The sequence below is a fragment of the Streptomyces sp. UF-297 genome (assembly GCF_058245575.1).
Window position 1 is genome coordinate 43,858 of record NZ_JBSIBZ010000029.1, and the last position, 13,189, is coordinate 57,046.

The following is a 13,189-nucleotide window of genomic DNA, read 5'->3' on the forward strand; positions in this document are numbered from 1 at the left end:
AGCTCCTGTTTCGTGAGGGGATTGCCGTAGGGGGATTCTCCGTATGCCGCCGCTCGCGTCAGGCGGTGCGTAACGCATCCGATATCTCCGCGAGTTGACGTACATCGGCATCGAGGTTGTCCTCGGTCGGCAATGCTACGGGGACCGCTTGTGACGGCGCGGGAGCGCCTTGCGCATGTGCGCGCAAGGCGGTCCGTATACGGTCGGCCAGCGTTTCCGGGGAAGCGGTGGCAATGGCACCGGCCTCGAAATCCGGTTGTACGAGGTAGGGGCTCACCCGCACCAGTCCGTCGCGGCACTCGATGACACGGCGGTAATAGCGGCGGTGCACGCCTCGTATCCGCAGGGCCTCGCTCCAGCGGCCGGACGGGACGCGGTTCAGTGCGTCCTCGGGGAATGCCTGGTGCAGTGCCGACCACAGGGGATGCAGGCGCCGGTACATCCGGCGGTGGTGCCACCAGACACGGAGCGCGGCCAGGCGCGTGGCCACACCGGGATAGCTCACACCGACGACGAAGACGGGGATGGCAATGTCGAGAAGCAGTTTCGCGCCAATGATCAGCACCGGTGGGACGCCGGCGCCGTACCAGCGGATGACGATGAGTACGGCGCGGGCCGTGCCGGCCAACACCATGGCTGCCATGGCGAGGGCCGCGAGCCACAGGCCGGTCGACAACGGGCGTTGCGATACCCGGGCATAGCGCCAGGTCCACCGCAGCGCCATGGCGAGGGCATAGACCAAATAGAGTCCGGCGGCCAGGTAGAAGGCGGCGACCGCGGTGGACTGCATGTTGGCCGTGGAGTAGGTGTGGCTGCGTTCGACGGGCGGAGTCACCACGGTGGCGAGGGTGATGATGCCGACGGCGAGAGCGAGGACGACGGCCTCTTTGCGGGCTCGGATTCGCCCCCTTTCGCCGTCCGCGGCCGAATACAGATAGAAGCACATCAGCCAGTAGACGGTGCCGAGCAGCAGTGCGTTCTGCAGGAGTTTGGCCGCCCCGTCACCGGCCAGGGAGTCAAAGGCCTGCGCGCCGGCCCGGAGTCCGAACGGGAAGGAAATGGCTGCGCAGGTGATGCAGAGGGTCACCGCGCGCAGCGGTCGGTCGTGCGGCGCTCTGAAGACCTGGTAGAACTTCCAGCCGAGCGCCAGGACGAGGACCACGCCGAGTACGGCCATCAGCATGGTTACAGCCACCCCTGCCGATCGCCCAGTGCGGCTTGCACCCGCTGTACGGAAGGGCTCTTCGCGGTGCGGGGAGCCACCCGGTCCAGCACGGACGCCCACTCCAGGATGATGGTGGCCACCAGCTCCGCCTCGCGCTCGTACTCCTCGTCGTACGACGTGCGGCGAAGCGCCCGCTTGATGATTCCCTGCGCGATCCCCGGAATGTCCTGGTGCTCGAGATCGTCGCCTATTCCGTCGCTCTGATGGTCCGCCAGGATGTGTCCCACCTCGTGCAGGATGATGTGGTCCTGATGGATTTTGCTGGTTTCTTGCTGATACAGGATGTAGTCGGTCGTCTGAGTGGCCACCCATAGGCCGAAGGGGCCGGGGATGGGGAGCGGTTGGGCGACCAGCTGAATCGGGCGGCCCCGGCGTTCTCCCAAGTGCTGGCAGAGCACGTCCACTTGCAGCGGCGGCTGGATGTCCAGGGCCCGTAATATGCGCTTACAGCGCCTGCGTAACTCGCGTTCTTTCACGTCGTCCCTCCCGTGGACCACTGGTCGCGGGCGTTCGCGTACTCCTCATTCACGCGGCGGTGGCCGCACCATATCCCATACTGCGGCTATGGCACGGTTACGTATCCATCGGCCCCTATTTCCTTGGTTGGGGCGGAAGTTCAGGGGCCGAGGCGCGACGCAGAAATGGCCGAGTTTTTACGGTTGGCGCCGGGCCTGGTAAGTCGTGGCCCCCCTCGGGTTCTGGAGCCGGACGCCGCCGCCTACGATCGACACCCATGACCACCCACCGGCCCGAACCGACCACGACGCCCTCGCAAGGTGCCGAAACTGCCAGGTTGTTCGGGCGTCGGCTGCAACGACTGGTGGATGCCGTCCATCCCGCGGGCCGGCGGTCGTACACGGACGCCGAGATCGCCGCCCACGTCGGTGTCACCGCGCAGTACATCCGCAGACTGCGCAACGGAGGCTCCGTCCCCTCGGTGGAGAAGGCACAGAGCCTGGCCGAGCTGTTCGGGATCGGGCACGTGGATTACTTTCTCAAACCGGACAACCATCCCGCGGTGCTCGCCGTCGAAAAGCGCCTCAACCGCCTCCAGGGGGCGGAGAGCGATGAGGACGGCACCCAGTCCTCATCGCAGGAGGCTCACAAAGCTGGGGCTCCCTGTGGCATGGACGCCGATGACGAACTGTGGCGCCGCCTTCAGGAAGAGCACGGGGTCAGGGAGATCGCCATGCGAGCGGGGCAGCTTTCCGCCGAGGCCCGGGTCGCGGTACTGGGCATCGTGGAGCAACTGTTCCAGCACGAAAAGGGCGACGGCAGGACCGAGGAGAAGTGATGACACCCCCGGTCCCCGGCTGTGCGATCCGCAGGCGGATTTCGCTGAACTCAGGAGAGTGAAGCGCCTGAACTCACGAGGGTGAAGCTCCGGCGCTTTCCAAGGTGCGCTGTGCTGCGGCCGGTTGGGGTGTGTGAGCGGCAGGGCTGGGGCTGTCCGTCGTCAGGGCTTGCGCGAAGCGGGGCCAGGTGAGGAGGACGACGGGGTAGATGGCGTAACCGATGCGGGTCGCCGGGGAGAGAGCTATCGCCAGGAGTAGTCCGAGCGCCAGCCGGTCGGCGGCGGCGACGGCGCTCCGCGGCGGGCGGATCAGCAGGGATGCCCCTACGGCCAGGGCGCTCAGCGCGATGAGGGCCACGGTGACCGCCTTGCCGTGGGGTACGAGCGAGACGATCAGGTGGCCGAGCAAGGGGCTCTGGGCGGATGACGCCGTGGGGCCGAGGCCGAGGGGGTAGAGGACGACGTTCTGGTAGAACGCTCCACTGTCCACCAGTGCCACGGGCAGGGCACAGAGCACCGCGACCCCGAGGGCTCCTGCCGCGCCTGCGTACGCCGCGCGCTTTCCGCGGGTCACCGCGAGCAGGGCGATGAGCACGGGGATGGCGGGCCAGGCGGTCCACTTCAGCGCGGCCGCCGCTCCCAGGACCAGGCCCGCGCGCCCCGCGTCGCCCCGCTGGGCGAAGGCCAGCGCCAGGCACATCAGCCCGATGACGGGCGGGTCCACGCCACCGATGGCGAGCGGCAGGGCGACGACCGGGCAGGCGATCAGCCACAGAACCCCGGTCGCGCCGGTGCTGCCGCTCGGGATGCGGCCCGGTGCGGCGACCGGGCTCTTGGCGAGGACGCGTACGGCTGCGATCACTGCCGCGAGGAAGCCGAGGAGAAACCACAACCGGGCGCCCGCGAAGGGGGTATCGCCCAGCAGCAGGTGCGGTATCCCGAAGAGCGCCATGCCGGGGAGGTAGGGGTTGAAATCCGGCACGGCGTGCGGCTGGGCGTTGTACGGAGTGCCGGAGGAGAACAGCAGGTCCGCCGAACGCTCGACGACGCCGACCTCCATCTGCGCCTTACCGATCACCGTCAGGTACAGCAGGGGGATGACGGCCGCGCCGATGACCGCGGTCACGGCGGGGGTACGGGCCCAAGGCGTGGCCGACCTCGCCGCGATCACGGCGGCGCAGCCGTACCCGAGCGCGGCGGCCAGACCCCACGCCTGCTGCGATGAGTTGGGGGGAGACGACAGCCCCACCGCGAGCGCGGCCACCGCGCTCCCCGCCAGCGCGAGTCGGTCCCAGCGCCGGCCTGCGCGCGGCGGCCGGGCCGGGGAGACGGCGGTCGGTCGTGGAAGGGAAGTGATCATGCCGGGACTATACATGCCGGGTATACAAGGGACGTATACACGCGCTGCTTAGTACGGCTGCGAGCACCGACCGACGCCCGTCACGCCTCCTCTAGGAAGCCGATCTGCTGCAGATCGATGCAGGCCGCTGTGACTCCGGCGCGGAAGGTCCGTGTGAAGGCCTCGAAAGCGACCGTGGACTTGCCGACTCCGGTGGGGCCGCAGATCCACAACACCGGTGCGGGGAAGGCGGAAGGAGCGCGGTGGCGGGTGGCGGTACGGGCGCGACGGGGCCCGTGTCCCGCGGGGCGCCCGGCCGGCCGGTCCGTTCGCACACCGTCCGGGCCACGTCGGCCACGGGCAGTCCGTCGGTGTCCGCGCACAGGTCTACGAAGGCGCCCCGGTCCAGTGCGTCGGCCTCGGCCAGCGCCTCCGCCACCCTCTCGGTGTGCCATCCCCGGTCGGTGAACCGCTTGGCGAGTTCGCTTCTGCCAACGCGCAACCGGCACAGTGTCACCGCGGTGTCGGGGAGCGCGTCGGCGTACGCGCGGGCCTCTTCGGGCGTCGACACGTTTCCGGACACGATCAGGCACTGGGCCCCGGCGGCCCAAAAGTTCGGCCAGAGGGCGCTCAGGCCACGGGCCCTGAGCGGGTGCGATTCCTCCAACGGCGAGGGATAGCAGAGCGCGATCTGGTCCGTGTCGAGATAGGCAGCCCGGATTCCGGACCGGCTGAGCCGGCAGAAGACCTCGAACGCGACGGTCGACTTGCCGACTCCCGGCGGGCCGCAGAGCCACAGGAGCGGAATCCGGCGGTTGTCCATCGCGCGACAGTAGTGGGCGCCGGGCGCAGATGTCAGTGTCGCGCCCGTGGGCCCGTACGCGCGGTGGCACGGAAGGTCCGGCGGTAGGCCGACGGCGAGATGCCGGTCACGGCGAACAGATGCCGGCGCAGGGAGGAGCCGGTGGCGAACCGTCCCGCCCCCTTCCCTCTTCCCTGCCCTATGCCCCGGATACGGCGGGTACGAGCAGCTCGGCAGCGAAGTCCTCGGCCGAGCGTGGCGAGCGGCCGAGGACGCGCTGGACGCCGTCGCCGAGACCGGCCACGCCCTCGTGGCGGTAGTTCGCGTACAGGTCGTGCAGACCCTCGATGACCCGCGGCGGGACTCCGCGGTCCGCCAACTCGGCCCGCCAGGCGGCGTCGAGCGGGATGTCGACGTACCGGACCGGCCTGCCCAGAGCGGCGCCGAAGCAGTCGGCGAGCTCCGGCAGCGTCAGCGACTTCGGGCCGCTGATCTCTATGTCGCCGCCGACCGGGCGCTCCGCGAGGAGCTCGGCGACCGCGACCTCCGCGATGTCCCGTACGTCCACATAACCCCGGGCGCCGGGGCCTGCCGGATCGGCCAGCGTGCCCTCGGCGATCGCAGCGGCCGACGGGAGGAAGTTCTGCAGGAATCGGTCGGGCCGCAGGACGGTCAACTCCGGTACACCGGCGCTGCGCAGCCGGTCGGCGATGACGTCATGCGCCCCAGTGACACCGTCCGGGACGAACCCCTCGCCGGTGAACGCCCGGGCGCCAAGTTTGACGATCCGGCGCGCACCGGCCTCGATGGCGGCGACGCCGAGGTTCGCCTCGGCGACTGTCTGGTCTTCGGCGAAGGGGTGCGCGAGGTAGAGCCGGTCCACGCCGGCGACCGCGGCCCGTACGTCCGCCGCGTCGGTGGCATCGCCACGGAAGATCTCGCCTCGGAACGTACGAGAAACCGCACATCGCTCCGGCCCCGCAGCGCTTCGGTCAGATAGCGCCCCACGGCACCGTTCGGCGTGGTGACCAGGACAGTCATCGGGTTCCCTCCAGGGGCGTGATCACGACGTGGCTCCGGCCCAACAGCGGCCGGGGCCCGGCGCATTCCCGGCCGGGGGCGGGGTCACTGGGCGGGCGCCTCGCCGTCACCGGCACCCTCGCCCTCGCCCTCGCCCTGGAAGAACCGCAGCAGCCCCTGTGCTCCCTCCGGGGAGAGGACGGTGTCCATGATCTCCGCGGACATTTTCGCGGCGGCGGCGCCGCGGCCGAACATCGCCGCTTCGTAGGTGCTGATGGCGGTGTCCAGGTCGCCGGGGGCGGCGACGAGGGCCTGGGCGAGTTCGGCGGCGTCGAGCATGGCCATGTTGGCGCCCTCGCCGACGGGCGGCATCAGGTGGGCGGCGTCGCCGAGGAGCGTGACGCCCGGCTTGCTGGGCCAGGTCAGGCCGATGGGCAGCACGGTGGTCGGGCGCGGCACGAAGGTGCCGTCGCAGGCCTGGATCAGGGCGTCGAACTGCGGGGCCCAGTCGGCGAACAGCTCCCTCAGCGCCGCGCGGGCGCGGTCGGGGTCCTCGAAGGGAATGCCACAAGTGCTGAGCCAGTCCTCGCCGTTACGGAAGCTGAGATGAATACGGACGCGGCCGTCGCCGTTGCGCTGAGCCGCCAGCGCCTGGTTGTCGCCGATGGCCCAGTAGTTGCCCCGTCCGACCATGGCCGCCAGGTCGGGGTGGGTGCGGTCGATATCGGGTATGCCGCATTCCACCGAGTTGACGCCGATGTGGGAGGGCTCGGCGTCGGTGAGCAGGGGGCGCACGCGCGAGCGGGCGCCGTCCGCGCCGACGAGCAGATCGCACTCGGCGGTGGTGCCGTCGTCGAAGTGGAGTCGGTAGCCGTCGCCCTCGGGGCTCGCGTACTGGAATGCGCGTCCCCAGACGACGGCCCGCTCGGGAAGGGAGTCGAGCAGGAGGTTGCGCAGGTCGGCGCGGTCGACCTCGGGGCGGTCCATCGGGGCGTCATCGGGGGTGTCGTGCCGGAACAGCAGGGTGCCGGCGGGGTCGAGCAGGCGCATGTCCTGCCCCTCGCGGCGGGCGACGGCGAGGAACTCGGCCTCCAGACCGGCCTCGCGCAGGGCCCGCTGTCCGCTCTCCGCATGCAGGTCGAGCATGCCGCCCTGGGTGCGCGCGGCGCGGGAGGCCTCGCGCTCGTAGACGACGGCGTCGATGCCGTGGATGTGCAGGATGCGGGCCAGGGTCAGACCGCCGGGACCGGCGCCGACGATGGCGATGCGCGGTGTACGTGTGCTGCTTGAGGTACTGGGCATGTTCTGTCGCTTTCTCCGTGGTGCTCTGTCCCCGTGATCCCGCGCCGGTCGCGCTGCCTGCGGCTGCCATGGCCTCCGTCGCTTGCGCGCGCTGCGGGATCACCGAGAGCGATACGGCGTATCCGTCGATACAACGTATCGAACAGCACGGCGTATCGTTAAGTCAGTTTTTCCGGGACCCCCGGGACCCCCGGGACCCCGGGACCCCGGGTTCCTGGATTCCTGGATTCCCCAATGCGGTGACCGGCGAGAGACGAGGCGTGATGGCGGTACGAGGAGAGGCCGAGGGCGGCGAGCCGACGCTCGTGTGGGAGCGGCCCGAGCCGGCGAGCCGGCCGGCGCCGAGCCCGCTGAGCAGGGACCGGATCGTGCGGGCCGCGATCGAGCTCGCGGACGCGGACGGGCTGGAGTCGGTGTCGCTGCGCAAGGTCGCCGCGGCGCTGGACGCGGGTCCGATGCGGCTGTACCGCTATGTGTCCACTAAAGAGGAGCTGCTGGACCTGATGGTGGACGCGGTGTACGGCGAGATCTCCGCGCCCGAGCCCACCGACGGGGACTGGCGCGGCGCCCTGCGTTCCCTGGCCCACGCCACCCGCCAGGCCGCGCTCCGCCACCAGTGGTTCCCCGACCTGCTGGGCGGCCGGCCGCATCTCGGCCCTCATGCGCTGGCCCACCTCGAAATGTCACTCGCCGCGCTGCGCCGCGCACCCGGATTCTCCGATATCGACATCGTTCTGGGCGCCGCCGATGCGGTCAACTCCTTTCTGGTCGGGGCGATCAGGAAGGAAATCACCGAGCTGCGCGCCGAACGGACCACCGGTCTGAACGAACAGCAGTGGCAGTCCGCCTCCCGCCCCTACCTCGACCGCATGCTCGCCACCGGCCGCTATCCCACCCTCGCCGAGGTCATCCAGAACGCCGCCGACACCGACGCGGAATCCGCCTTCAACACCGGCCTGGACTATCTGCTCGACGGCATCGCGGCATGGCTCGACGCCTGACGGCCGACGGAATTCTCCTGGCTGTGGCCGGCGGAATTCTCCTGCCCGTGCATCGGCGGAGCACAGGCGCATCGATAGCCGAGGATGGGCGGATGACCGCTACGTCACGCGCCCACGTGTTCCAAACGGCCGCCGCCCAGTACGCCGCCGGCCGTCCCTCGTACCCGCCCGAACTCCTCGACGCCGTCGAGGAATGCGCAGGACGCCCCCTCGCGGGCGCCAGGGTCGCCGACGTCGGTGCCGGTACCGGAATCGCCACCGCCCTGCTGTACGAACGCGGAGCCGACGTGATCGCGATCGAACCGGGCGAGCGCATGGCGGCGCAGTGCCGCCGCGCCCTTCCCGACGTGCCGCTCGTCCTTTTCTCGGCGAAACCAGACCCCAGGCCTTTCTCGCCGACGAACGCGCTCGTCTGTACGAAGCCTTCCCCGGCGGGACGGTCGAGGAGGTCTATGTGGTCGATCTGCTGGCGGCGCTCCGGCCCTGAGTCCGGGGGCGGCAGATAAGTGTTTTGGGGCGGGGGTGGTGGTGTGCCAAGGTCGCCCGGTGCATGTATCCCGTGGTGAATTGTTGCGCTGGCAGTTCGAGTTGACCTGGTCGTTGTTCGAGTACCACCTGGAGCGGCTCGGACCCGAGGACTTTTTGTGGGAGGCCTCGTCCCACAGTTGGACGGTGCGGCCGGATGCGGACGGGAGGTGGGTGCCGGACTGGGCGGACTCCGAGCCCGACCCCGTTCCGGTGCCCACGATCGGCTGGGTGAGCTGGCATATCGGCTGGTGGTGGGGGGCGGCCGTCGATCACGCGCAGGGGCGGACGCCTCCGGAGCGCAGTGAGGTCACCTGGCCAGGGGAGGGAAATGCGGCCATCGCATGGCTGCGGGGGCTGCGTGAGGAGTGGCTGGCGGTGCTGGAGCGGCTCACCGATGCCGATCTGGACGCCGCGGCCCCCTTTCCCTGGCCGGTCGATTCCGAGCACACGGTCGCCCATATGGTCGGCTGGGTGAACTCCGAGCTGATGAAGAATGCCGCGGAGATCGGTCAGCTCCGGATGCTGCGGGCGAGTGACCAGGGCCGGTAGCCGCGGAGGAGTGGCGTCGGGGGAAAGATTGGGCGGGCGGCGGATTGCGGTCGCTCGTTGACCGCAAGGGCTTCTAGCGTGCGGTGCATGGAACACAGCGCAGCAAGCACGGACATCACCCCCTTTCGGATCGATATCGCGCAGGGCGATCTGGATGATCTGCGGGAGCGGCTGGTCCGCACGCGGTGGCCCGATGAGCTTCCGGGGGCGGGGTGGGATTACGGTGTCGCCCTGCCGTATCTCAAGGAGCTGGTCGCGTACTGGGCCGAGGAGTTCGACTGGCGGGCACACGAGGCGCGGCTCAATGAGGTCCCGCAGTTCACCACCGTCATCGACGGGCAGAAGGTGCACTTCCTGCATGTGCGCTCCCCCGAGCCGGAAGCCACCCCGCTGCTGATCACGCACGGCTGGCCCAGTACGGTCAGCGACTTCCTGGAGATTCTCGGTCCGCTGACCGACCCGCGTTCGTACGGGGGAGATCCGGCCGACGCATTCCATGTCGTCGCGCCGTCCGTCCCGGGATTCGCCTTTTCCGGGCCCACCCGGGAGAAGGGCTGGGGAACGAACCGTATCGCCCGCGCCTGGGCCGAGTTGATGCAGCGTCTCGGATATCAGCGGTACGGCGTCCAGGGCGGCGACTTCGGTGCCATCGTCTCTCCCGAAGTCGGCCGCGTGTGCCCGGACAACGTCATCGGCGTACACGTGAACGCGCTGGCCAATGCGGCGACCGCCAGCGGTCCGCACGAGCTGGACCTTCTCTCCGCGGCCGAGCGCGAGCAGGCGCAGGAGAACGAGATGTGGTGGTACGGGCACAGTGGTTACGCCACGCAGATGGCGACCCGCCCGCAGACCCTGGCCTACGCCCTCAACGACTCCCCCACCGGGCAACTCGCCTGGAATCTGGAGTGGTTCGTCGACCACGACCCCACACAGACCAAGCAGCCGTCGGCCGCCCGCGACGCGGTGCTGGCCAATGTCACCACGCTCTGGCTCACCTCCACCGCCGGGTCGGCCGCGCGCCTCTACTTCGAAGCCGGCGCGGACGGCTGGGGCGAGCGTCCCGCCCCGTCGGGCGTGGCCACCGGGGTGGCCAACTTCCTCGGCGACCGGGCCATTCCCGGGCTGGCGGCGCTGTCGCACCACATCACGCACTGGTCGGAGTTCGACACCGGCGGCCACTTCGCGTCACTTCAGGCTCCCGAACTGCTCGTCGCGGATATCCGGGCCTTCTTCCGTACGGTGCGCTGAGAGCAGCGGGGCAGCGCCATCAGCGTCCCGGCCGCGCCCTGGCCGGGACGCGGCGCGGCCAGTGCGCAGGACGGCCGGGACTCAGGGCGGCGAAGTGCCCTACCCCTGGCCGCGCGGGAGGCGCGATCTCATCATGGGGGCATGGAATATGACAGTGCGCTGCTCGAAGACGCTCGGCGGCTCCTGCCGGAGATGATCGCGTTACGGCGCTCCCTGCACCGCGATCCCGAGCTCGGCACGGGCCTCCCCCGCACCCAGCGTTCCGTCCTGCAGGCGCTGTCCGGCCTGGGGCTGAAGGTGACCACCGGGCGCCAACTCTCCTCCGTAGTGGCGGTGTTGAACGGTTCGGCGCCGGGTCCTGCCATCCTGCTGCGTGCCGACATGGACGCCCTCCCGCAGCAGGAGAACACCGGACTGGAGTTCGCCTCGCGCATTCCCGGCGTCATGCACGCCTGCGGGCACGACACCCATACCGCGATGCTCGTCGGCGCGGCCCGGCTCCTGGCCGCACGCAGGGCAAAGCTGTCGGGCCGGGTGGTGTTCATGTTCCAGCCCGCCGAAGAGATCTGCGGCGGTGCCCAGCGCATGATCGACGAAGGGGTGCTGGACACCGACGACGGCGCCGCGGTCGGTGCGGCCTTCGCGCTGCACATCACCACCCGGCACACCTCGGGCACGGTCCACCTCAGGCCGGGCCCGCAGTCGGCGGCGGCCGACACCCTGCGGATCACCGTCCGGGGGCGGGGCGCGCACGCCGCGGCCCCGCACCGGGGGCTGGACCCGGTCCCGGTGGCGTGCGAGATCGTCCAGGCGTTGCAGACGATGATGACGCGTACGGTCAGCGTCTTCGACCCGGCCGTCCTGACCGTGACCCAGGTGGCGGCCGGCAGCGCGCTCAATGTCATCCCCGAAACGGCACAGATCTCCGGAACCTTCCGCAGCCTGTCCGACAGCAGCCGCAAGGCCGTACGCGACGGCATCATGCGCGTGGCCAACGGCGTCGCGGCGGCCCATGGCATGACCGCGGAACTCGAACTCACGGAGATCACACCGGTGGTGTCCAACGACCCCGGTTTCGCCGACTTCGTCTCGCGGACCGCCGCACGGCTCCTCGGCCCCGAGCGTGTGCACCCTCTGCACCACCCGATCATGGGCGCCGAGGACTTCGCCTACGTCCTGCAGCGCACTCCCGGCGCCATGGCGTTCCTGGGTGCCTGCCCGCCCGGCCAGGTCCCGCTGCAGGCCCCCGACAACCACTCCAGCCAGGTGGTGTACGACGAGCAGGCCCTGGCCGTCGGCGCCGCCGTGCACACCGCGGTGGCGACGGCGTACCTCAACGGGCAGAGCCAGGGCGGCCCTTGTCGTCCAGACGCACCGCGAAGCTGAATGCGCCGCCCGGCTCCTCGCGGAGCGAGTCCGGCTCGCCTTCGGTCCCTTCCAGGAGCGCGACCGCCATGCGCAGGGTCAGATCGGGGCCGGGGCGCGGGGCGGGGTCCACGGCCGGTTCCCCGGCCGTCCGTGCGTGATCTCGTACGCGTCGAGGTGCGCAACGTCCGCAAAGGGCGGGTGGTTCCCCGGCGTCGGCCTCATCCTGTGCCGGTCACCGGTCTCGTCCGTTGGCCGTACGCGAGGGCGTCGAACCCCGACTCAGGGCCGATGCACCTGGGCAGTTGTCCCGTCTAGCGTGATCGCCATGGTCAGACTCCACCTCCATCGAGCGGCCACGGCCGCCGCACTCACGGTCGCTCTCGCCCTTCCGGTCGCCCTGACGGGCCCGGCCTCAGCCGCCCCGGACACGGCAACAGCCTCCCCGGCCACCCGGGCCGACCGCCCCCAACTCCCGCGCCCCACCGGCGAGTACGCCGTGGGCAGCTCCACCCTCCACCTCGTCGACCGCTCCCGTAAGGACCCCTGGGTGCCGAGCGCGGACGGCCGGGAACTCATGACCACCCTCCACTACCCGGCGTCCGGCCCCGGCGCGGGCCGCCCTGCCCGGTACGCCACCACCGAGGAGACCGCGCTCCTGGTCAAGGGGCTCGGCATCGAGGCCTCCGTACCGGCGGAGGAGCTGAGCGCGATGAAGACCTACGCCCGGGTCAACGCGCGCCCCGCCAAGGGACGCTATCCCCTGGTGGTGCTCTCGCCCGGCTTCGGGGTCTCCCGCTACACCCTCACCAACCTGGCCGAGGACCTCGCCAGCCGCGGCTATGTCGTCGCCTCCGTCGACCACGCCTACGAGTCCTTCGGCATCGCCGTCCCGGGTGGCCGCATGCTCACCTGCGTCGCCTGCAAGGCGGTGGAGAAGGACGGTGTGTCGGCCGGTGTCGTGACCGCGACGCGCGCCAAGGATGTGTCGTTCCTGCTGGACCGGCTGACCGGGCGGCATCCGGTCTGGCGATACGCGAGCATGATCGACACGTCGCGTATCGGCATGGCGGGGCACTCCATCGGCGGCGCGAGCGCGGCCACGGCCATGGCGGGCGACCGGCGCGTACGGGCGGGCATCAACATGGACGGCGCCTTCTTCGACGCGCTGCCGCCCGAGGGCCTCGGCGGCCGCCCCTTCATGATGCTGGGCACCGACGACGAAATGCACCGGCCGGGCGGGAAGGACAAGACCTGGGACACGATGTGGCCCACGCTGGGCGGCTGGAAGCGCTGGCTGACCGTCGCGGGGGCCGAGCACTTCACGTTCTCCGACAGCCCTGTCATCAGCGAGCACTTCGGCCTGCCGCAGCCGCCGCTGTCCGCGCGGCGGGCGACCACGATCACCCGCGCCTATGTGGCGGCCTTCTTCGACGAGCATCTGCGCGGGGTGCCGCAGCCGTTGCTGACGGGCCCGAGCAGCGCCCATCCCGAGGTCCGGTTCCACAGTCCCTGA

11 protein-coding genes and 1 pseudogene are annotated in these 13,189 nt (G+C 70.4%); 7 read left to right on the forward strand and 5 right to left on the reverse strand.

Annotated elements, in window-relative coordinates; all coding sequences use genetic code 11:
- Nucleotides 1-58 precede the first annotated feature (58 nt).
- Both AC4IJH_RS18700 and AC4IJH_RS18705 read right to left on the reverse strand, forming a co-directional pair.
- Nucleotides 59-1,183 (reverse strand): MAB_1171c family putative transporter, encoded by a 1,125-nt coding sequence (locus AC4IJH_RS18700; RefSeq protein ID WP_490852887.1) that lies wholly within the window; start codon nucleotides 1,181-1,183, stop codon nucleotides 59-61.
- Nucleotides 1,184-1,185: 2 nt separating this feature from the next.
- Nucleotides 1,186-1,701, reverse strand: coding sequence for a hypothetical protein (locus AC4IJH_RS18705; protein WP_490852888.1), 516 nt, complete (start codon nucleotides 1,699-1,701; stop codon nucleotides 1,186-1,188).
- Nucleotides 1,702-1,958: 257 nt separating this feature from the next.
- Here AC4IJH_RS18705 and AC4IJH_RS18710 point away from each other — a divergent pair, with 257 nt between their 5' ends.
- Nucleotides 1,959-2,519 carry a helix-turn-helix domain-containing protein gene (locus AC4IJH_RS18710; protein ID WP_490852889.1) on the forward strand — a complete coding sequence of 187 codons (561 nt, stop codon included), beginning with the start codon at nucleotides 1,959-1,961 and terminating at the stop codon, nucleotides 2,517-2,519.
- A 73-nt stretch (nucleotides 2,520-2,592) separates the two neighbouring features.
- Here the strand turns inward: AC4IJH_RS18710 and AC4IJH_RS18715 are convergent, their stop codons facing one another.
- The 3 genes from AC4IJH_RS18715 to AC4IJH_RS18725 form a co-directional block, all read right to left on the reverse strand.
- On the reverse strand, nucleotides 2,593-3,879 hold the full coding sequence (locus AC4IJH_RS18715) for a glycosyltransferase 87 family protein (RefSeq protein WP_490852890.1): 1,287 nt from the start codon (nucleotides 3,877-3,879) through the stop codon (nucleotides 2,593-2,595).
- Between the two features lie 980 nt (nucleotides 3,880-4,859).
- Nucleotides 4,860-5,543 carry a Rossmann-fold NAD(P)-binding domain-containing protein gene (locus tag AC4IJH_RS18720; protein WP_490852891.1) on the reverse strand — a complete coding sequence of 228 codons (684 nt, stop codon included), beginning with the start codon at nucleotides 5,541-5,543 and terminating at the stop codon, nucleotides 4,860-4,862.
- Nucleotides 5,544-5,785: 242 nt separating this feature from the next.
- Nucleotides 5,786-6,982, reverse strand: a complete 1,197-nt coding sequence (locus tag AC4IJH_RS18725; RefSeq protein ID WP_490852892.1) for an FAD-dependent oxidoreductase — start codon at nucleotides 6,980-6,982, stop codon at nucleotides 5,786-5,788.
- A gap of 263 nt (nucleotides 6,983-7,245) precedes the next feature.
- Here AC4IJH_RS18725 and AC4IJH_RS18730 point away from each other — a divergent pair, with 263 nt between their 5' ends.
- The 6 genes and pseudogenes from AC4IJH_RS18730 to AC4IJH_RS18755 all read left to right on the forward strand — a co-directional run bounded on the left by AC4IJH_RS18730 (nucleotide 7,246) and on the right by AC4IJH_RS18755 (nucleotide 13,189).
- Nucleotides 7,246-7,983, forward strand: a complete 738-nt coding sequence (locus tag AC4IJH_RS18730) for a TetR/AcrR family transcriptional regulator (RefSeq protein ID WP_490852893.1) — start codon at nucleotides 7,246-7,248, stop codon at nucleotides 7,981-7,983.
- A gap of 92 nt (nucleotides 7,984-8,075) precedes the next feature.
- A pseudogene (locus tag AC4IJH_RS18735) lies at nucleotides 8,076-8,342 on the forward strand (class I SAM-dependent methyltransferase); the annotation flags it as partial.
- 187 nt (nucleotides 8,343-8,529) lie between these two features.
- Nucleotides 8,530-9,060: a DinB family protein gene (locus AC4IJH_RS18740; RefSeq protein ID WP_490852894.1), complete on the forward strand. Its 531-nt coding sequence runs from the start codon at nucleotides 8,530-8,532 to the stop codon at nucleotides 9,058-9,060.
- Between the two features lie 87 nt (nucleotides 9,061-9,147).
- Entirely contained in the window at nucleotides 9,148-10,308 is a 1,161-nt protein-coding gene (locus AC4IJH_RS18745; protein ID WP_490852895.1) for an epoxide hydrolase family protein, read from the forward strand.
- A gap of 141 nt (nucleotides 10,309-10,449) precedes the next feature.
- Entirely contained in the window at nucleotides 10,450-11,694 is a 1,245-nt protein-coding gene (locus AC4IJH_RS18750; protein WP_490852896.1) for a M20 metallopeptidase family protein, read from the forward strand.
- A 307-nt stretch (nucleotides 11,695-12,001) separates the two neighbouring features.
- A complete protein-coding gene (locus tag AC4IJH_RS18755) occupies nucleotides 12,002-13,189 on the forward strand; it encodes an alpha/beta hydrolase family protein (RefSeq protein WP_490852897.1) in 1,188 nt (395 codons plus the stop codon).

Excerpts from the sequence above, each read along its gene's own strand:
- AC4IJH_RS18700 (WP_490852887.1), bottom strand. The coding sequence starts at position 1,183 with ATGCTGATGGCCGTACTCGGCGTGGTCCTCGTCCTGGCGCTCGGCTGG.
- AC4IJH_RS18710 (WP_490852889.1), top strand. The coding sequence starts at position 1,959 with ATGACCACCCACCGGCCCGAACCGACCACGACGCCCTCGCAAGGTGCC.
- AC4IJH_RS18715 (WP_490852890.1), bottom strand. The coding sequence starts at position 3,879 with ATGATCACTTCCCTTCCACGACCGACCGCCGTCTCCCCGGCCCGGCCG.
- AC4IJH_RS18725 (WP_490852892.1), bottom strand. The coding sequence starts at position 6,982 with ATGCCCAGTACCTCAAGCAGCACACGTACACCGCGCATCGCCATCGTC.
- AC4IJH_RS18730 (WP_490852893.1), top strand. The coding sequence starts at position 7,246 with ATGGCGGTACGAGGAGAGGCCGAGGGCGGCGAGCCGACGCTCGTGTGG.
- AC4IJH_RS18745 (WP_490852895.1), top strand. The coding sequence starts at position 9,148 with ATGGAACACAGCGCAGCAAGCACGGACATCACCCCCTTTCGGATCGAT.
- AC4IJH_RS18750 (WP_490852896.1), top strand. The coding sequence starts at position 10,450 with ATGGAATATGACAGTGCGCTGCTCGAAGACGCTCGGCGGCTCCTGCCG.
- AC4IJH_RS18755 (WP_490852897.1), top strand. The coding sequence starts at position 12,002 with ATGGTCAGACTCCACCTCCATCGAGCGGCCACGGCCGCCGCACTCACG.